The organism is Archangium violaceum (assembly GCF_016859125.1).
Classification (GTDB): Bacteria; Myxococcota; Myxococcia; order Myxococcales; family Myxococcaceae; genus Archangium; species Archangium violaceum_A.
In genome coordinates, this window is the sequence record NZ_CP069338.1 from 523,140 (window position 1) to 542,219 (window position 19,080).

Below are 19,080 nucleotides of genomic sequence, written 5' to 3' on the forward strand. Positions count from 1 at the left end.
AGGAGGAGAATGTTGAACGTCAGCCACACCGCGGGACGCGAGCAGGGCTCGCAGTCCATGTCCGCCCACGGCCTTCAGGAGACGGCCCCCGTGGCCACGCCGCCCACCACCATGCGGGTGCGCAAGCGCAACGGGAGCCTCGAGGGTGCGGACCTGAACAAGATCGTCCGGGCGATCGGCCGGTGTTGCGACGGGCTGCGCCAGGTCGATGCCATCCGCGTGGCGACGAAGACGATCGCCGGGCTCTACGACGGCGCCTCGACGAAGGAGTTGGATCAGCTCTCCATCCAGACCGCGGCCTCGCTGACGCTGGAGGAGCCCGAGTACGCGAAGCTCGCGGCGCGGCTGCTCGCGACGTTCATCGACAAGGAGGTCTCCGGGCAGGAGATCCACTCCTTCTCCCAGTCGATCGCCGCCGGCCAGCGGGTGGGCCTGGTGAACGAGCGGGTGGCGAAGCTCGTCGTGACGAACTCCCGCAAGCTGAACGACGCGATCGATCCCTCGCGCAACCGCCTCTTCGAGTACTTCGGACTGCGCACGGTCTATGACCGCTACCTGCTCAAGCACCCGAAGACGCGCGAGGTGCTCGAGACGCCCCAGCACTTCTTCATGCGCATCGCGGTGGCGCTCGGGGAGACGGTCCCGGAGATCCTCGAGCTCTACCGGCTCTTCTCGACGCTGGAGTACGTGCCGAGCTCCCCCACCCTCTTCAACTCGGGCACGTGCCACGAGCAGCTCTCGTCCTGCTTCCTGCTGGACTCGCCCGGGGACGACCTGGAGAGCATCTACCAGCGCTACACGGACGTGGCGATGCTCTCGAAGTTCTCGGGGGGAATCGGCCTCGCGTACCACCGGGTCCGCTCGCGCGGCTCGCTCATCGGGAGCACGAACGGGCACAGCAACGGCATCGTGCCGTGGCTGAAGACGCTGGATGCCTCGGTGGCGGCGGTGAACCAGGGAGGAAAGCGCAAGGGCGCGTGCTGCGTGTACCTGGAGACCTGGCACGCGGACCTGGAGGAGTTCCTCGAGCTGCGCGACAACACGGGTGACGAGGCCCGGCGCACGCACAACCTGAACCTCGCGAACTGGATTCCGGACCTCTTCATGAAGCGCGTGGAGGCCGATGGGAACTGGTCCCTCTTCGATCCGAAGACGGTGCCGCACCTCACGGACCTGTACGGAGAGGAGTTCGAGCGCGCCTACGCGCAGGCGGAGCAGCAGGGCCTCGCGCTCAAGACGCTGAAGGCGCGGGAGCTGTACGGGCGCATGATGCGGACGCTCGCGCAGACCGGGAACGGGTGGATGACGTTCAAGGACAAGTCCAACCGGGCCTGCAACCAGACGGCGCTGCCGGGCCGGGTCGTCCACCTCTCGAATCTCTGCACGGAGATCCTCGAGGTGACCTCGAAGGACGAGACGGCGGTCTGCAACCTCGGCTCCATCAACCTCGCGCGGCACACGTCCGTGGACGACTCGGGCCGGGTGACGTTCGACTGGGAGAAGCTCGCGCGGACGGTGCGCTCGGCGGTGCGGCAGCTCGATCGGGTGATCGACCTGAACTACTACCCCATCGCCACGGCGAAGGGCTCGAACCTGCGCTGGCGCCCGGTGGGACTGGGCCTGATGGGCCTGCAGGACGTGTTCTTCCAGATGCGCCTGCCCTTCGACAGCGCCGAGGCGCGCACGCTCTCGCGGAAGATCTCCGAGGAGATCTACTTCCACGCCCTCTCCGCCTCGTCGGACATGGCGGCCGAGCGCGGTGCACACCCGTCCTTCCCCGAGACGCGGGCCGCGCGCGGAGAGCTCCAGTTCGACGCATGGAACGTGGTGCCCGAGGACCCTGCGCGCTGGAACGCCCTGCGGAAGCGAATCCAGGAGGTGGGCCTGCGCAACTCGCTGCTCATCGCCATCGCGCCGACGGCGACCATCGCCTCGATCGCGGGCTGCTACGAGTGCATCGAGCCGCAGGTGTCCAACCTCTTCAAGCGCGAGACGCTCTCGGGTGACTTCCTCCAGGTCAACCGCTACCTCGTCGAGGAGCTGAAGGCGCTCGGGAGGTGGAACGAGGACATGCGCGCGCGCATCAAGCTGGCGGAGGGCTCCATCCAGTCGCTCGAGGAGATTCCCGCCGAGGTGCGCGCCATCTACCGCACGGCGTGGGAGCTGCCGATGCGCTCGCTCATCGACATGGCGGCGGACCGGGGCGCCTTCATCGACCAGAGCCAGTCGCTCAACCTGTTCATGGAGGCGCCGAACATCGGCCAGCTCAGCTCCATGTACATGTACGCCTGGAAGAAGGGGCTGAAGACGACCTACTACCTGCGCTCGCGTCCCGCCACGCGCATCGCGAAGACGACCGCCACCCCATCGCCCGCGCCCAAGCCCACCGACACGCAGGCCATCGCCTGCTCTCTCGAGAACCCCGAAGCCTGCGAGGCCTGCCAGTGAGCACCCCAACGAACACCCCCTGGACGCACGCGACGCCGAAGACGGGGGCGCGCCTGTTGGATCCGGGCCTGAACCTCACGCTGCGCCCGATGCAGTACCCGGTCTTCTTCGAGATGTACCGCAACGCCATCAAGAACACCTGGACCGTGGAGGAGGTGGACTTCTCGACGGACGTGGGGGACCTGCGCTCGAAGATGACGGCCGCGGACCGCCACCTCATCCAGCGCCTGGTCGCCTTCTTCGCGACGGGTGACTCGATCGTGTCGAACAACCTCGTGCTGAACCTCTACAAGCACGTGAACGCGCCCGAGGCGCGCATGTACCTGTCGCGGCAGCTCTACGAGGAGGCGCTGCACGTGCAGTTCTACCTCACGCTGCTCGACACGTACGTGCCGGACCCCAACGAGCGGGCGCTGGCCTTCGCGGCGATCGACAACATCCCGAGCATCCGCAAGAAGGCCGAGTTCTGCTTCAAGTGGATCGACTCGATCGGCGAGTTGGAGCGGCTGGAGACACGGGAGCAGCGGCGGAAGTTCCTGCTGAACCTCATCTGCTTCGCGGCCTGCATCGAGGGGCTCTTCTTCTTCGCGGCCTTCGCGTACGTGTACTTCCTGCGCTCGCGGGGGCTGCTGCACGGGCTGGCCGCGGGGACGAACTGGGTCTTCCGCGACGAGAGCGCGCACATGGCCTTCGCCTTCGAGGTGGTGAAGACGGTGCGCCGCGAGGAGCCCGGCCTCTTCGACGCGGAGATGGAGCGGGAGGTCGCCGCCATGCTCGACGAGGCGGTGGAGTGCGAGCTCCAGTTCGCCGAGGACCTGCTGGGGCTCGGCGTCGCGGGCCTCTCCGTGCGAGAGATGCGGCAGTACCTCGAGTTCGTCGCGGATCAGCGGCTCGTGATGCTCGAGCTGCCCAAGCGCTACGGGGCGAAGAACCCATTCGGCTTCATGGACCTGCAGGACGTGCAGGAGCTGGCGAACTTCTTCGAGCGCCGTGTCTCGGCGTACCAGGTGGGAGTCGAGGGGGAAGTCACCTTCGACGCCGCCTTCTGAGCCCCTCAGGGAGGTCAGTCAAGGAATGCGGCCACTTCCCCTCTCCCGAAGGGAGAGGGAACATTGAAGGGGCTCGACATGAAAACGCCCGGGGGCCTCGATGCGAGGCATCCCCGGGCGTGAAGGACCGGACCTCGGTCCGAGCGCGGCGGACTACTCCACCGTCACGCTCTTGGCGAGGTTGCGCGGCTGGTCCACGTCGTTCCCGCGCAGGTCCGCCACGTGGTAGGCGAGCAGCTGCAGGGGAATCGTGGCCACCACCGGCGCGAGCAGCGCGCTGGCGGCGGGGATGCGGATGACGTGATCCGCCAGCGAGGCCACATGCGCGTCATCCTCGTCGATGATCGCGATGACCTTGCCGCCACGCGCCCGCACCTCCTCGATGTTACCGATGATCTTCTCGTAGGCGACGTGCGGCTGCTTCGGCGCGATCACCACCACCGGCATCTTCTCGTCGATGAGCGCGATGGGGCCGTGCTTCATTTCGCCGCCGGCGTAGCCCTCGGCGTGGATGTAGGAGATCTCCTTGAGCTTGAGCGCGCCCTCGAGCGCCACCGGGTGCATGGGGCCGCGGCCGAGGAAGAGGAAGTCCTGCGCGTTCATGAACTCGCGCGACACGCGCTTGACCGAGGCCTCGCACTTGAGCACGTCCTCGATCATCTTCGGAATCTCCGTGAGCGCGGTCAGGTGCTCCTGCGCCGCCTTCACGGTGAGCGTGCCGCGCATGCGCCCCAGCTTCACCGCGAGCAGGTAGAGACCCACCAGCTGCGTGGTGAAGGCCTTGGTGGAGGCCACGCCGATCTCCGGGCCCGCGTTGGTGAGGATGGTGATGTCCGCCTCACGCGTCATGGCGCTGCCGATGACGTTGCACAGGGCGAGCGCCGTGGCGCCACGCGCCTTGGCCTCCTTGAAGGCCGCCAGCGTGTCCGCCGTCTCGCCGGACTGGCTGATGGCGATGGCCAGGTGCGAGGGCTCCACGATGGGATCTCGGTAGCGGAACTCACTGGCGAGCTCCACCTCCACGGGGATGCGCGCCAGCGACTCGATCATCGCCTTGCCGGCGATGCCCGAGTGCCACGAGGTGCCGCACGCGAGGATCGTCACCTTGGTGAGCGCGCGCACCTTCTCCGGGCTCAGGTTCCAGCCCTCGAAGTGCACGTCGCCCTCGGAGAGGAGCATGCGGCCGCGCAGCGTGTCCGCCACGGCGCGAGGCTGCTCCATGATCTCCTTGTGCATGAAGTGCTTGTGGCCGCCCTTCTCCGCCATCATCGGCGTCCAGTCGATGCGGCGGGTGGGCCGGTTCACCTTCTGGCCGGAGCGGTTGTAGATGTCCACGCTGGCGGCGGTGACGACGGCCAGGTCACCCTCCTCCATGTAGACGAAGTCGCGCGTGTGCTCGAGCAGCGCCGGCACGTCGCTGGCCACGAAGTTCTGACCCTGGCCCAGGCCGAGCACCATGGGAGAGGAGTCCTTGGTGCACACGATGCGGTTGGGATCGCTCGTGGTCACCACCGCCAGGGCGTAGGTGCCCTTCACGTGGGAGATGGCCGCGCGCACCGCCGCCGGCAGATCCAACCCGCTCTTGAGCTCATCGGAGATGAGGTGGGCGAAGACCTCGGAGTCCGTCTCGGAGGAGAAGTGGTGCCCCCGGGCGCGCAGCTCCTCCTTGAGGGCCAGGTGGTTCTCGATGATGCCGTTGTGCACCACCGCCACGCCGCCGTAGGTGTGCGGGTGGGCGTTCTCGTCCGAGGGACGCCCGTGCGTGGCCCAACGCGTGTGGCCGATTCCGATGGTGCCCTGGGGCAGATCGTTCTGGACGCGGTTCTCCAGGTTCCTCAGCTTGCCCGTGGCCCGCACCACGTTCAGGACGTTGCGGTTCACCACCGCCACGCCCGCGGAGTCATACCCCCGGTACTCGAGCTTCTTGAGCCCCGACACCAGGATGGGAGCCGACTCCTTGTCACCAACGTACCCAACAATGCCGCACATGTTGTCCGTCCTCTCTCACGCCCGACCCCCCACTGGCAAATGCGGGGGGGAACTCCACCTACACCGGGCGACACCTGTCACCCGGACGACAAGCAAATCGCGGGCCGCTCACCCCGCGGAGGCCTTGTCCGACTTGGAAGGGCCAGTTTCCGAGGACTTGGCCATCCGCGCCTTCTTCCTCTCCACCCAGCCTTCCAGGTTGACCTGTGGCGCACGGGACACGGCGAGACTCCCGGAGGGCACATCTTTCGTCACCGTGGTGCCCGCGCCGACATACGCACCGTCCCCGACCTTCACAGGGGCCACCAGCTGGGTGTCGGAGCCGATGAAGACGCCATCGCCCAGCTCGGTGACGTGCTTGTTCACGCCGTCGTAGTTGCAGGTGATGGTGCCGGCCCCCACGTTCACCTTGGAGCCGATCTTCGCGTCACCCAGGTAGGCGAGGTGGTTGGCCTTGGAGCCGCGGCCGAGGCGGGCCTTCTTCGTCTCCACGAAGTTGCCCAGGTGCACCTCCTCGGCGAGGTCCGTCCCGGGCCGCAACCGCGAGAATGGGCCGAGGATGCAGCGCTCGCCCACCCGGGCCTCCTCCAGCACGGTGTACGGCTTCACGGTCGTCCCGTCGGCCACCGAGGAGGCGTGCACGACGCAGCCCTGCCCGATGGAGACGTTGCGGCCCACCACCGTGGCGCCCGACAGCGTCACCATGGGGGCGATCTCCGTGTCCGACCCGATGGCCACCCCCTCCTCGATGTACGTGGTGGCCGGATCCATCAGGGTGACGCCGTTGCGCATGTGCCAGGTGTTGATGCGCGACTGGAGCTCCTTGGCCCGCGCCGCCAGCTCCACGCGATCGTTCACGCCGGCCGTCTCGCCGAACTCGGCCTCGATGGAGGCCACCGGGCCCTGCGCCGCGGCCATCTCCACCAGGTCCGTCAGGTAGAACTCGCCCTGCGCGTTGGCGCTGCGGATGTTGGCCAGCGCCTTCCACAGGAAGGACGACTCCACCAGGTAGATGCCGGCGTTGCACTCGCGCACCTGACGCTGCTCGGGCGTGGCGTCCTTCTGCTCGACGATGCGCACCACCTTGCCCATCTCACGGATGACGCGGCCGTAGCCCGTCGGATCCGCCGGCACGGTGGACACCAGCGACAGCACGCCCCCGCCCTTCTCGTGCGCGGCGGCGAGCGCGGCGAGCGTCTCGCCGCGCACCAGCGGCACGTCACCGTAGAGGATGAGCACGCGTCCGTCGAAGTCCTTCAGCTCGCTCTCCGCCGAGCGCACCGCGTCCGCCGTGCCCCGCTGCTCCTTCTGGAGCGCGAAGCGCAGGGGCGCCGTGGGGAAGTGGGCGCGGATGGAGCGCTCCACCTCCTCGGCCTGGTGGCCCACCACCGACACCACCGGCGAGGCGCCCAGTTCCAGGGCTCGCATGAGGGGATAGGCACAGAGGGGCTTGCCGAGGATGGGGTGAAGGACCTTGGCCTTCTCCGACTTCATCCGCGTGCCCTTGCCCGCGCACAACACCACCGCCGCCAAAGAAGCTGTCATGTCGGCGATTACTAGGGACGCGATCGCGACGCGTCAACCACGAGCCGGCGCGCGCGTGGAGCGGGTGCCTTCCGGCCGGGCCTGAACGGAAACCGACAACGTGTTGCTCTCCACGGTGATACCGAACTTCGGCTTGAGGAAGACCGTCGTCACGGTGGCATCCGCGGGGCTCGACGTCGGCTTCACTGTCATCAGGTTGGCGTTCATGTTCCCCCCGTCGGGCCGGAGCGTCACGCACAGGATGCCTTCGCCCCTCTCCCGGTCAAACTCCCGGCCGTGCGCGTTGGTGTCCTCCGGACACTTCTCGATGATGAAAGCGTTTGGTAGCGAGTCCAGGCGGCGGCCGGGGATACTCCAGAACCCGGACTCGGAGAAGCGCGAGTTGGTGGCCCGTACGGAGGCTTTCACGTGGAGACGGTAAAGATGCGGACTCACCAGAATTGGTGGGGCATGGCGGTAGCGGCGCTGGTGGTGGCGTGGCCCGCGTGGGCTGCGCGACCGTACCGGGGAGGAGCGGTGGCCACGGCCCACCCGAAGGCGAGCGAGGCCGCGCTGCGGATGTTGGACAAGGGCGGCAACGCGGTGGACGCGGCGGTGGCGGCGGCCTTCACCCACGGTGTGGTGGCGCCCTATCACTCGGGGATTGGCGGCGGCGGCTTCGCGCTGGTGCACGACGCGAAGACGGGCGGAACGCGGGTGCTGGACTTCCGCGAGGTGGCACCCGGGGCGGCCACGCGGGACATGTACGTGAAGGACGGCAAGGTGGTGCCGGGGCTGTCCACGGACGGCGCGACGAGCGTGGCGGTGCCCGGCGCGGTCGCCGGCTACCTGGAGCTGCTGGAGAAGTACGGGAAGCTGCCGCGCGCGGTGGTGCTGCAGCCCGCCATCGAGGCCGCGCGCAACGGCTTCTGGGTGTCGCCCAAGTACCAGGCGATGGCCACCCTGCGGCGCGACTGCCTGCGGCAGGATCCGGAGGCCACGCGCCTCTTCCTCACGAAGAACGACAAGGGCGAGCCGGACGTGCCGCCCATCGGCCATCGGGTGCGCCAGCCGGAGCTGGCCCGGACGCTCCAGACGCTCGCGAAGAGCGGCCCCAAGCCCTTCTACTCGGGCCCGATCGCCCAGGCGATGGTGGACACCGTGAAGGCCGGCGGTGGCCTGCTCTCGCTGGAGGACCTGAAGACCTACAAGACGCGCACCCATGAGCCGCTGGAGGGCAGCTACCGCGGCCACCGCATCCTCACCATGCCGCCGCCGAGCGCGGGCGGACTCGCGGTGGTGCAGGTGCTCGGCGCCCTGGAGCGGCTGCGCCCCAAGGGCCTGAGCTACCGCGACCCCGAGGACCTCCACCTCTACGCCGAGGCGGTGCGCCGCGTATACGTGGACCGGGCGAAGTACCTGGGCGACCCGGCCTTCGTGAAGATCCCCATGGAGCGCCTCACCTCGTCCGGCTACATCGCGGACCTGGCGGGCAGCATCGACCCCGGGAAGGCCACCCCCAGCGCCTCGCTGCTGGCCCCGAAGGAGGGGACCCCCCGCTCCACCCTGAAGAACCCGACCGACACCTGGTACGACCCCTCCGTGCCGGAGAAGAAGAACACCACGCACATCTCCGTCATCGACAAGGACGGCAACGCGGTGGCCCTCACCACCACGGTGAACTACATCTTCGGCTCGTGCGTGGTGGCCAAGGGGACGGGCGTGGTCCTCAATGATCAGATGGACGACTTCGCCGCCCAGCCCGGCGTGCCCAACGCGTATGGACTGGTGACGGGCGAGGCCAACGCCATCGCCCCGGGCAAGGTGCCCATGTCCTCCATGGCCCCCACGCTCGTCTTCTCCAAGGACGATCCGAAGAAGGTGATGCTGGCGGTGGGCAGCCCGGGCGGCTCCACCATCCCCACCACCGTCCTCCAGGTCATCTCCAACATCGTGGACCAGGGCATGGACGTGACGCGCGCGGTGGGCGAGGGCCGGGTGCACCACCAGTACCTGCCGGATGAGCTGTGGGTGGACCGCTGGGGCCTGGAGCCCACCACGCAGGCGGCGCTGGAGGCCAAGGGCCACAAGATTCGCAAGCAGGAGACCTGGGGCGACGCCGAGGCCGTCTACAACGACCCCAGGACGAACCTGCGCTACGCCGCGAGCGATCCCCGCAACGAGGGCACCGCCCTCGGCCAGGACTGACCCCTCCAAGAGCGAGCACACCGTGCCCGAGCAGCTCGTCCATCTCTTCGACGCGCACCTCCACCCGGAGACCCTCAGCGACCAGGACCTCGAGTCCATGCGCTTCTTCGGCGTGGAGCGCGCGCTGGTGGTGGCCCACCACCCGCCCGAGCCCACCCCCAAGGCCCTGCGCAAGCACTTCGACGACCTGGTGCAACGTCAGCTCCCGCGCCTGGAGCGGCTGGGCATCCGCGCCTGGGCGGCGCTGGGGGTGCACCCGCGCGCCATCCCCCGCCGCGGCCTGTCCGAGGTGCTCGCGAGCCTCCCCGACTACTTCCGCGGCGGACGCGTGGTGGCCCTGGGCGAGACGGGGCTGCACGCGGGCGGCATCGAGGAGGAGGAGGCCTTCCTCGAGCAGCTCGCGCTCGCGCGCCAGCTCAAGCTGAAGGTGGTGGTGCACACCCCGGTGCACGACAAGGAGCGCCACACCCGGCGCATCCTCACCCTGCTGCGTGAGTCCGGTGTGCGGCCCTCGCGCGTGCTCGTGGACCACGCCAACGGGCGCACCGTGCGCAACATCCTCGGCTGTGGACACTGGGCGGGATTGACCCTGCACCCCGAAGCACTGCGGGCCGAGCGCGTTGTCGCCCTGGTTCGCCGACTCGGCAGTGAACGGCTGGTGCTCAACTCGGATGCCGGCGATGGCGCCGGGGACATCCTGGGGCTCGCGCGCGTGGCCAACCTGCTGGCCAAGGCGAAGCTCTCGGAGCGAGTGGTGAAGCGCGTTGCTTCCGACAACGCCGCGCGCTTCTACCGCCCTCGCTGACTAGTGCAACGCGCTGGACTGCGACTCCGGGTGCAGCGTCAGCCGCTGCGCCTCGTCCAGCTTCACCTGTACCGGAATCCCCCGGTGGCGGTAGTGCGCCAACGAGTCAGACACCTCGTCCAACAACTGCTGATAGCGCTCGTCCAGCTCCACCGCGATCAACATCATCGTCTCGCCAGCGTCCTCGACGCCCGGGCGGGACACCTGGCAGCGCTGGAACCGCGCCCAGCGGCCATTCGCCATTTTCACCAGCTCGCCGTCGTAAGCCATGCGCAGTTCCCCCTTTCGACAATCCGGACAGGAAGTCGGGAAGTGAATGGACGCACTGTAAGCACAAATTTTCCGCGCGTCATCCCCCCAGCTGAAAATTCGTGAAAGCGCCCTGATATTGGTCGTTTACCCGACGCTTCCCCTCGGAGCGGCGCCATTCACCAGCGGAGCCGGGTTCATCGTGTAAATTTGCTGGCTTGTTAAGTTGTTGATTTTCCGACGGAGTGCGTCGTCTGGCCGCGTCATCGGACCGGGCGCCTGGACCTGACACATCAGGCAGGCGCCGCGCGCTGGGAAAACCCCTGGCTCGAAGTCCGGGTGGCACGAGGACACGCCATCCCTTAGATTCGGCGGGATGAAGTTGCCCCTCTTGTTCCGCCGCGACCGGACCGTCATCAAGCGAGCGGACGCGCAGGACCAGGCCGAGAAGCTCCTGGCCGAGTCCCTGCGTCTGCTGAGCCAGGTGTGCACCAAGGTCGCCGACCTCATCGAGACCCAGCGCCTGGAGCGCGCGGGCTACTCGCAGAACACCTATCTGCGGCGACTGGACGAGGCGCCGGGCGACGTGGAGCGGAAGAAGGAGTAGACCTCCGCTTCGCATGGATCATCCCGACGATTCGCCGGTCTGCCTGGGCGCCATTTCGGGCTGGCTGGGGCCTGGAACGTCCGTTCCCCCCCTGCCGGCCTTGGATGACGAGGAAGGTCCGCGCCTGCCCGAGGGGCTGCCACCCGTGGTGGACTCCCACGTGCACCTCTTCCCGGACGGCGTGTTCGAGGCGGTGTGGCGCTGGTTCGACCAGTACGGCTGGCCCATCCGCTACAAGCTCCACACGCCCCAGGTGGTGTCCTTCCTGCTGTCACGGGGGGTGCACCGGGTGGTGGCGCTCCACTACGCGCACAAGCCGGGAATGGCGCGCTTCCTCAACGCCTACATCGCCGAGGTGGCCCGGGCCGAGCCGCGCGTCTGGGGGCTGGCCACCGTGCTGCCGGGCGAAGAGGGCGCGGCGGACATCCTCGCCGAGGCCTTCGCCGCGGGCCTCAAGGGCGTGAAGCTGCACTGCCATGTGCAGTGCTTCGCCCCGGACGCCCCCGCGCTGCACGAGGTGTACGCCGCCTGCGCGCGGGCCGGGCGGCCGTTGGTGATGCATGCCGGCCGCGAGCCCGCCAGCCCCCAGTACAAGTGCGACGTCCACGCCCTCTGCTCGGCCGAGCGGGTGGAGCGGGTCCTCGAGGAGCACCCGACCCTCAAGCTGTGCGTGCCCCACCTGGGAGCGGACGAGTTCGACGCCTACGAGCGGCTGCTGGAGCGCCACGACAACCTCTGGCTGGACACCACCATGGCCGTGGCCAACTACTTCCCCATGCGCGTCCCCCGCCGCTTGCTGGAGGTGCGTCCCGAGCGCATCCTCTACGGCACGGACTTTCCCAACCTGCCCTACGCCTGGGATCGCGAGCTCAAGCAGTTGCTGGCCCTGAAGCTCGGGGACGAGGTGGAGGCAGGCATCCTGGGGCAGAATTCCCTGAGACTTTTCGAGGGGTGTTGAAAAGCGGGCACACCCCTTCCGGAACCGAGAAGCCATCCGCATCTTGCCCCCCATAGAATCCGCCATCCCCTCTGGAAGACGCTTCGAGGCCCCGACATGTCCTACATCCTGGTCGTCGACGACGACGCGAGCCACCGCACGCTCATCTGCGATGCCCTGGAGGAGATGGGCTACCGCACCGAGCAGGCCGCCAACGGGCGAGAGGCCCTTGATCTGCTCGAGGGAGACATCCCCCAGGCCGTGCTGTTGGATCTGCGAATGCCCGTGATGAGTGGTTGGGGGCTGCTGGACGCGCTCAAGAAGATGCCGCGGGCGCGAGGGCTGCCGATCATCATCATCTCCGGCTATGGCTTCGAATGGGAGGCCGAGCTGGTCGGCGCCGCCGGCTACATCTCCAAGCCGGTGGACCTGGACAAGGTGAGGATGACCGTGCAGCGCATCATCGGCCCGCCGGAGGTGGCCATGGTGCACTGAGCGGGCCCGGAGCCGCTCAGGCGAAGACGACGGTCTTGTTGCCGTGCGGCAACACCCGGTCCTCCAGGTGCCAGGTCACCGCGCGCGCCAGAACGGTGCGCTCCACCCGCCGCCCGATGCGGACCAGATCCGCCACCGCATCCCGATGCCCCACCCGATGGACGTCCTGGTCGATGATCGGCCCGGCGTCGAGCTCGGCCGTCACGTAGTGCGCCGTGGCGCCAATGAGCTTCACCCCTCGGGCATGCGCCTGGGCGTAGGGATTGGCGCCCACGAAGGCCGGTAGGAAGCTGTGGTGGATGTTGATGATGGGCCGGCCGAAGCGCTCGATGAACCCGGCGCTGAGGATCTGCATGTAGAGGACGATGAGGTCCACCTGGTGGGTCCTCATGAGCTCCAGCACCTCCGCCTCGGCCTGGGCCTTGGTGTCCGGGGTGACGGGGCGAAGACGGCCATGCGCTTGACGCGCGCGGCGGGGGTGAGCTGCCACTGCATCCCGGAGCGCTCGGCCACCGGACGGAAGGACTGCTCCAGCGCGGGAAGCCGCTCCTGGAGCCCCGGGAGATCGAACTCCAGCCGCATGAAGAAGCGCAGGTCATCGGGCTCGGTGTGCTGATCCGAGTCCACGACGTTGGCCCCCTGCTCATAGAGAAGCTGGGACACGGCCGCCACCACACCCGGGCGGTCCGCGCAGGTGATGAGGAGCCGGGCCCGATTCACGTTCGTCTGAGAGAGAGATTGCATGGTTCGAAGTGCCCGGAAGGTGGAGATGGGAGGAATCCTACGCCAGGGGAGGCACCCCGGAGGACGATCTCCCGGCCTCGAGGGGGGGATTGCAGGGGGTGGCGGAGTCGGCTGAAATCCGGCCCTTTCATGTCCCCCACCCCTCCAGATCTGGCCGTCGATGCCCACGGGCTCGTGAAGCGCTTCGGCGACTTCACCGCGCTCGACGGGATGGAGCTGTCCATTCCCCGGGGCGCCTTCTACGCCTTCCTCGGCCCCAACGGGGCGGGCAAGTCCACCACCATCGCGCTGCTCACCGGGGTGTACGCACCGGACGCCGGGCGGATTTCCCTCCTGGGGGTGGACGCGGTGGCGAAACCGCTGGAGGTGAAGCGCCACATCGGCGTGGTGCCCGAGGAGCTGAGCCTCTTCGAGCGGCTCACCGGGCGGCAATACCTCACCTTCTGCGGGCGGATGTATGGATTGAGCGGGGACGAGGCCGCCGCGCGGGCCGCCGAGCTGCTCGAGCTCACGGAGCTGACGTACAAGGCGGGCACGCTGGTGGCCGAGTACTCCAAGGGCATGCGGCGGCGGCTGGCCATCGCGGCGGCGCTCATCCACGCGCCGGAGCTGGTGCTGCTGGATGAACCCTTCGAGGGCATCGACGTGCTCGCCGCGGGCGTCATCCGCGAGCTGCTGCGCGAGCTGAGCCGGCGCGGAGTGACACTGCTGCTCACCACACACGTGCTGGAGATCGCCGAGCGGCTGGCCACGCACGCGGGCGTCATCCGCGGCGGGAGGATGTTGGACCAGGGCACGGTGCGGCAGTTGATGGAGCGCTACGAGTCGCCCTCGCTGGAGGCCGTCTTCGAGAAGCTCATCTCCGTGCCGGCCGCGCGCAACGCGAAGCTGTCCTTCTACGGCGACACATCACCCACCCGGGCGGACACCCGCCGGGGGGCGGCATGAACCGGCCGGCCGCACCGGGCTTCTTCCAGCACCTGTGGTTGCTGTGGGGTCTGCGTCTGAACATCGGGCTCAACCAGGGGCCGGGGAAGAGCCGGCTCATGGCGGTGGGCGCCTTCCTCCTCTCGAGCGCGCCGGCCTGGGGCCTGGGTGTGTCGTTCTACGGGCTGATGCGCCTGCGCCCCGTCGCCCAGAACGAGGTCTGGCCCTTCTTCATCCTCAACCTGCTGTGCTTCGTCACCTCGGCGGTATGGGTGATGTGGCCGCTGATGAGCGCGGGCGTGGATGACCACTCGGAGCTGAGCCGCTACGCGCCCTTCCCCATCTCCCCCTTCCGGCTGCTCATCGCCTCCACGGTGGCGAGCCTCTTCGAGCCACGCGCGCTCGTCTTCTACGCGCCGCTGACGGGAGCGGCGCTCGGGTATGCCTCCGTGCACACGGTGCGAATGAAGTGGATCGCCGTGCTGCTCTACGTGCTGTTCGCGCTGCTCAACGCGACCTGGAGCCGGGTGGGCCTGCACCTGGTGCTCAACGTGCTGCGAGCGAAGAACAGCGCGCAGCTCATCGGCGGCGGTTTCGTGTTCTTCCTCGTGGCCGCGTCCTTCATCCCCCCCATCGACACCTCGTGGCTGACCTCCGTGGTGGGCGAGGGGAGCGTGGAGAAGATGGACATGGACCTCATCGTCAACGCGACGCTCGCGCTCGGACGGGTGCCTCCAGGCTACTTCGGGGACGCGCTGCTGGAGCTCTCCTATGGCTACCGGAGCAACGCCCTGGCCAATGGCGTGGGCATGCTCGTCTTCATGCTGATGGGGCTGGGAATCGCCTACGCGCTGCTGCTGTACTTCCACCGCAACGTGGGCCGCGCCGGCCCGGCGGTGAAGGAGGCCGGGGACAACGACCCGTTCGCCCGGACGCGCACCCGGTCCACCACGCTGCTCGTGCGCGAGGCGCTGGACCTGTGGCGCAACCCGCGCGCGCGGCTGCTCGCGTCCGTGCCCTTCGTGCTGGCCATCCTGCTGAAGCTGACCTCGGGACGGGCCCTCTTCGAATACATGCTGGGCGCGAGCGTGGATGCGTGGCTGATGGGCGGCCTGTGCATCTACGGCGCGGTGGTGATGGCGTCCACGTTCTCGCAGAACACGTTCGCCTATGACGGGCACGGGCTGGCCATGCTCATCGCCGCGCCCGTGGAGCTGGGGGACGTGCTGCGGGCCAAGAACGTGGTGCAGGGCGCGGCCGCGAGCGGCATGGCCCTGCTCGTGGGCATCTTCTACCGGGTGTACTTCGGCAGGGGCACGGCGCTGGACTTCCTGTGCGCCATGGCGGCCGTGGGGGCCGTCGTCCCCGTGCTGCTCGCGGCGGGCAACTTCCTGTCGCTGTACTTCCCGGTGAAGTTCCACGCGAGCCTCAAGCGCCGGGACAAGCTGCCACTCACCGCGTCCGTGCTCGGCATCGTCGCGGCGAGCGTGGGGTGCGCCCCGTTCGCGTGGGCGCTGCGCTTCGCCGGGACGAGCGGGCCCGGCTGGCAGACACTGGCGATGATCACCCTGTGCGCCGGGGTGAACGCGGTGCTGTACCGCGCGCTGTTCCCCCTGGCCCTGCGGCTGCTCGAGCAGCGCCGGGAGATCGTCCTGCGCGCGGTGACACGGGAGTGACTGAACTCCTTCTCTTGCCGAATCAACTCCAGACTCCCCTTGACGTCTCCGTACTGGGCATGCTCTGGCGAGAGGGATTGAAAGTGGCGCTCGGCCAGATTCAGCATGCGCCTCGCAGCCGGCAGGTGCTCCGGGTGGCATTTCGCCCATCGTGCGAACAGAATGGCCACATGCACCCGTCGCTCGACGTCCGTATAACCCAGCCCTCGGATGCGACGAAGGGCATGCCCGAAATCCGACCAGGGCGCATTCAGACCCAAGGCACCCAAAAGGATTTCCTCCGCGATGCGCCGACGTGTCTCCAAGTGCTCCCAGGGGGTTTTCACTGAGGCAAGCACCTCGCGCTGTAAGGCCAGGAACGCCCTTTCGTACTCCTCGAAAGGGGCATCCACCAGAGCCACATAGAGCCTGGCGATGGCATCAGCTCCCGCCATCCACCGCGCCTGGAAGTCTTCGCCTCCCTGACTCACGGGCAAGGCCTACCCTATAGGCACGCACTCGCCCATCCTGCTCGCCCCACTGACGGTGGGCCTCAGCCGCCCACCGGGCCCAGGTCGGTCTTCCGTCCCTTGCCCCACTGCAAGCCGAGCTGCGCCCGGTAGTCCGTGAAGAGGGAGGCGGCGATGGTGCTCGCCCCCACCAGGGTGTGCATCAGGGTCACCCACCGGCTACGCCGCGAGTAGCCGAAGACGAAGGGCGCGGCGATGACGCCGATGCTCCACACGTAGTCGATCACCTCGTGCACCTCGATGGGGATGAGCTTCTTGAGGCTCAACCGGTAATCGGTGAGCAGCGCCACGCCCGCCCCCGCGAAACCGAACGCCAGTCCCGCCGTGCAAGCCGCCTTCGAGCCGGACAACAGCCCCACTCCGGCCACCGTGAGCGCCCCCTGGTAATCCAGCAGCGAGTGCAGATCCTGCGGGATGCGCCGGCTCAGCGGCAGCCGGCCCAGCAGGGGCAACGCGGGGATTCCGGCCGCCGCACTCCGGTCCATGATTCCCTTGCGGCTCTCGCGCACCGCCGTGGGAACGGGGACGGGCTGGCGAGGGGTCTTCTTGTCCGGGGTGGGCGTTGTGTCCATGCACGGCTCCTTGGGAGAAAGGACATCCCAACGGTAGGCACCCGGGAGGACCACGACCGGGCCCCCCACGCACGCCCGGTTGGGGTACAGCCACTCGGAACGGCTTCGTGCCACTCCATCCGCGCGTCCGACCTCGCACGTCCCGCGTGCGTTCCCGTTGACGGGAGGCACGACCTCTGCCGTAAGGTGGCGGTTCCTACGGGAGGAGTCATGCGAACATCCACCGCCGTCCAGGCCGCCATCCTCACGCTCACCCTGCTGGCCAGGAGCGCCGTGGCCCAGGTTCCCGCCTCCGAGCTGACACGCACGCTCACCGTTCCGGCGCCCCCGGACGGCGATGCGCCCTCGTCCCCCATCTACGTCCGCAAGCAGATGGTGACGACGCTCCAGTTCGAGCTGCCCCTCCGAGCCGTCACGCTCTCCGGGCCCGGAGCGGAACACGTCGCCGTCCAGCGACTCGGTGTGGACGCCGTCATCGTCCGTCCCGCGAAGCACCTGCCCACCTGGCACAAGCCCACCCTGGAGATCACCGCCGAGGATGGTGCACGCCATGTCTTCGCGCTCGTGATGGACGAGAACGAGATGGACGTGCAGGTGTTCATCCAGCGCGGCCAGTGCATCACGTCCGAACCGGAGAACCTCGATGCCGCAGGGGCGGAGCTGCTGCTCCGCGAGCCCGTGCGCACCATCCGCCAGCTCTCGTTCCGGCAGGACATCAAGGAGGCGGGGGAGGAAGGCGTCAAACTCCAGGTCTGGGGTGCCCTTCCGCTTTCAAGGCTCGCGGTCGTGGCCCTGAGCATCGAGTCGACAGGAGAGCCCTTTGCGTTCGGCCATGTTCGCTTCGATGGCCCTCTCGGACGCATCAAGGTGCTCGGCACTCGTCTGGATGCCGAGGGAAACATCTCCATCGTGGTGAAGCGTCCCGAGGCCGAAGCCGATGGCATTGCCTATTCGCTCGTGGTGAGCGAACGCAACGGGCCGCGAAAGCTCGTCGCGAAGGTCATTCCCTGGCCCACTCCGCCAGACTCAGCGCCGCGCCAACCACTGGGGGCGGAAGGGCATCCCGAAGCTGATCCAGATGGTCGACGCCGCGATGGGGAACTCTCCAGGCCGAAGCTCCTCCAACGCCGCTAGCATCTTCGGGTCGTCGTTGCCGACATTCACGCCCGGATGAGAACCAGGGCCCCATCGATCCAATCCGGGCTCCTTGCCCCAGACGTCATAGCCGATGGCGCAGATAGGTAGCTTGCGGCCATCCGCCAACTCCAATCGGTCGAACTGGATGGACATCCGCTGCCCGTAGCTCTTCGCCCGGCCAAACAGCTTCGCCCCCTTCATGCGCCGCCCCAGCTCCGAGCGGGGAAACTCCGGTCCCAGGTGCAGGCCCTCCCAGCGCGCAACCAGCGGCCCCTCCTTCATGAAGAGCGGCGTCGCCCGCCGACGGCTGAAGTCGAGTTCCAAACCCACGTCATACGGCTCGCCCGTGCCCAGCCCCAGTGCCTCGATGGCCACCCGCGCCTCCTTCGGGCAGTCCTCCAGCCACTCGGTGTCCACCTGACGTACCTGCACCGCCGCGCAGGCGCTCGCCGACAGGCCGATGCACAGTGTCAGCATCTTCATGTTCACGCTCACCTCCGCCGTCTCGGGCGGATTGCTGCTCTTGGACGACACGGGTCTGCTTCCTTTCTCCTTCTTCGCGTCCCGAGGCTTGTAGAGGTCGATCTCCGGGGTTTCGAAGTAGTTGCTCTCGATGCGCAGGAACTCACTGAAGAACCTGGGGATCTTCAAGACGGCCCAGGCTTCTCCCGTCCCCATGTGCGACTCGAGGAAGAGGCGCAACCAGAGCGACCGGATACCGGGCTCGCAGAGCCCATGAGGCATCTCCTCGAGGAGCCGCACGTCTCCCGTCAACGGCCGCCGCCCATCCCTCCATGGCCCCTCCAACCCCAGCTTCGGAACCCACACCAGGTTGCCATCCTTGCCGAGATCTTCTTCCGAGTCCCAATTCTCGCCCTCCCCCGCCTCCTCCACCCAGGCGTCTTCCAGGGTCTCCGGTATATCCACCCCTTCTTGCCGGGGCGATTCCACCGGGCCACCCCTTTCCGGCTGGACCCTCCCGCGCAGGACCCGCCCGAGGCCCACGCCTACGAGAAACAGGCACAGCAGCAACACCACCACCCTGCCAATACGCGCGGCCATCGAGACCCAACCTCCTCTCGGGCGACCTCACTCGCGAGGTTCCCTCGCGCAGCATAACCCACCTTCCCGGTCTGCTGTCGAGGCATGCCCTCGGATGTCACCTTGCCAGCCCGCTCCCGGACCACGGCCCCCGAGCCCACGC

General features: G+C 68.1%; 18 protein-coding genes. 10 read left to right on the forward strand and 8 right to left on the reverse strand.

Features of this window, described 5'->3' with window-relative positions:
• Nucleotides 1-57: 57 nt before the first annotated feature.
• Together JQX13_RS02230 and JQX13_RS02235 are read left to right on the forward strand one after the other, a co-directional pair.
• On the forward strand, nucleotides 58-2,448 hold the full coding sequence (locus JQX13_RS02230) for a ribonucleoside-diphosphate reductase subunit alpha (RefSeq protein ID WP_239015218.1): 2,391 nt from the start codon (nucleotides 58-60) through the stop codon (nucleotides 2,446-2,448).
• A gap of 89 nt (nucleotides 2,449-2,537) precedes the next feature.
• Nucleotides 2,538-3,497 (forward strand): ribonucleotide-diphosphate reductase subunit beta, encoded by a 960-nt coding sequence (locus tag JQX13_RS02235; protein ID WP_203411842.1) that lies wholly within the window; start codon nucleotides 2,538-2,540, stop codon nucleotides 3,495-3,497.
• A 153-nt stretch (nucleotides 3,498-3,650) separates the two neighbouring features.
• Here JQX13_RS02235 and glmS read toward each other — a convergent pair whose 3' ends face one another.
• From glmS to JQX13_RS02250, 3 genes are all read right to left on the reverse strand, one after another.
• Nucleotides 3,651-5,486, reverse strand: a complete 1,836-nt coding sequence (gene glmS / locus JQX13_RS02240) for a glutamine--fructose-6-phosphate transaminase (isomerizing) (protein WP_203407439.1) — start codon at nucleotides 5,484-5,486, stop codon at nucleotides 3,651-3,653.
• Between the two features lie 108 nt (nucleotides 5,487-5,594).
• Nucleotides 5,595-7,031 (reverse strand): bifunctional UDP-N-acetylglucosamine diphosphorylase/glucosamine-1-phosphate N-acetyltransferase GlmU, encoded by a 1,437-nt coding sequence (gene glmU, locus JQX13_RS02245; protein ID WP_203407440.1) that lies wholly within the window; start codon nucleotides 7,029-7,031, stop codon nucleotides 5,595-5,597.
• Between the two features lie 33 nt (nucleotides 7,032-7,064).
• A complete protein-coding gene (locus tag JQX13_RS02250; protein WP_203407441.1) occupies nucleotides 7,065-7,238 on the reverse strand; it encodes a hypothetical protein in 174 nt (57 codons plus the stop codon).
• A gap of 216 nt (nucleotides 7,239-7,454) precedes the next feature.
• On the opposite strand from JQX13_RS02250, the gene ggt reads away from it, so the two are divergent.
• Entirely contained in the window at nucleotides 7,455-9,218 is a 1,764-nt protein-coding gene (ggt, locus tag JQX13_RS02255) for a gamma-glutamyltransferase (RefSeq protein ID WP_203407442.1), read from the forward strand.
• A 22-nt stretch (nucleotides 9,219-9,240) separates the two neighbouring features.
• Nucleotides 9,241-10,023, forward strand: coding sequence for a TatD family hydrolase (locus JQX13_RS02260; protein ID WP_203407443.1), 783 nt, complete (start codon nucleotides 9,241-9,243; stop codon nucleotides 10,021-10,023).
• On the opposite strand, the gene JQX13_RS02265 is transcribed toward JQX13_RS02260, so the two are convergent.
• Nucleotides 10,024-10,293, reverse strand: a complete 270-nt coding sequence (locus JQX13_RS02265; RefSeq protein ID WP_203407444.1) for a hypothetical protein — start codon at nucleotides 10,291-10,293, stop codon at nucleotides 10,024-10,026.
• A gap of 355 nt (nucleotides 10,294-10,648) precedes the next feature.
• Here JQX13_RS02265 and JQX13_RS02270 point away from each other — a divergent pair, with 355 nt between their 5' ends.
• The 3 genes from JQX13_RS02270 to JQX13_RS02280 all read left to right on the forward strand — a co-directional run bounded on the left by JQX13_RS02270 (nucleotide 10,649) and on the right by JQX13_RS02280 (nucleotide 12,311).
• On the forward strand, nucleotides 10,649-10,879 hold the full coding sequence (locus JQX13_RS02270) for a hypothetical protein (protein ID WP_203407445.1): 231 nt from the start codon (nucleotides 10,649-10,651) through the stop codon (nucleotides 10,877-10,879).
• Nucleotides 10,880-10,892: 13 nt separating this feature from the next.
• Nucleotides 10,893-11,837, forward strand: coding sequence for an amidohydrolase family protein (locus JQX13_RS02275; protein ID WP_203407446.1), 945 nt, complete (start codon nucleotides 10,893-10,895; stop codon nucleotides 11,835-11,837).
• Between the two features lie 96 nt (nucleotides 11,838-11,933).
• Nucleotides 11,934-12,311: a response regulator gene (locus JQX13_RS02280; RefSeq protein ID WP_203407447.1), complete on the forward strand. Its 378-nt coding sequence runs from the start codon at nucleotides 11,934-11,936 to the stop codon at nucleotides 12,309-12,311.
• 16 nt (nucleotides 12,312-12,327) lie between these two features.
• Here the strand turns inward: JQX13_RS02280 and JQX13_RS56070 are convergent, their stop codons facing one another.
• Nucleotides 12,328-12,702 carry a formyltransferase family protein gene (locus JQX13_RS56070; RefSeq protein WP_430384146.1) on the reverse strand — a complete coding sequence of 125 codons (375 nt, stop codon included), beginning with the start codon at nucleotides 12,700-12,702 and terminating at the stop codon, nucleotides 12,328-12,330.
• On the reverse strand, nucleotides 12,699-13,055 hold the full coding sequence (locus JQX13_RS56075) for an ACT domain-containing protein (protein WP_430384147.1): 357 nt from the start codon (nucleotides 13,053-13,055) through the stop codon (nucleotides 12,699-12,701). Before JQX13_RS56075 ends, JQX13_RS56070 begins: the two co-directional genes overlap by 4 nt.
• Nucleotides 13,056-13,184: 129 nt before the next feature.
• Between JQX13_RS56075 and JQX13_RS02290 the strand changes: the two genes are divergently transcribed.
• Nucleotides 13,185-14,003, forward strand: a complete 819-nt coding sequence (locus tag JQX13_RS02290; RefSeq protein WP_203407448.1) for an ABC transporter ATP-binding protein — start codon at nucleotides 13,185-13,187, stop codon at nucleotides 14,001-14,003.
• Nucleotides 14,000-15,658, forward strand: coding sequence for a hypothetical protein (locus JQX13_RS02295; RefSeq protein ID WP_203407449.1), 1,659 nt, complete (start codon nucleotides 14,000-14,002; stop codon nucleotides 15,656-15,658). The genes JQX13_RS02290 and JQX13_RS02295 overlap by 4 nt, the downstream gene beginning before the upstream one ends.
• A gap of 532 nt (nucleotides 15,659-16,190) precedes the next feature.
• Here the strand turns inward: JQX13_RS02295 and JQX13_RS02300 are convergent.
• Complete coding sequence (locus JQX13_RS02300; RefSeq protein WP_203407450.1) at nucleotides 16,191-16,739, reverse strand: hypothetical protein; 549 nt, start codon at nucleotides 16,737-16,739, stop codon at nucleotides 16,191-16,193.
• A 210-nt stretch (nucleotides 16,740-16,949) separates the two neighbouring features.
• On the opposite strand from JQX13_RS02300, the gene JQX13_RS02305 reads away from it, so the two are divergent.
• Nucleotides 16,950-17,873, forward strand: coding sequence for a DUF2381 family protein (locus JQX13_RS02305; RefSeq protein ID WP_203407451.1), 924 nt, complete (start codon nucleotides 16,950-16,952; stop codon nucleotides 17,871-17,873).
• Here JQX13_RS02305 and JQX13_RS02310 read toward each other — a convergent pair.
• Entirely contained in the window at nucleotides 17,766-18,938 is a 1,173-nt protein-coding gene (locus JQX13_RS02310; RefSeq protein WP_203407452.1) for a hypothetical protein, read from the reverse strand. The genes JQX13_RS02305 and JQX13_RS02310 overlap by 108 nt on opposite strands.
• Between the last annotated feature and the right edge of the window lie 142 nt (nucleotides 18,939-19,080).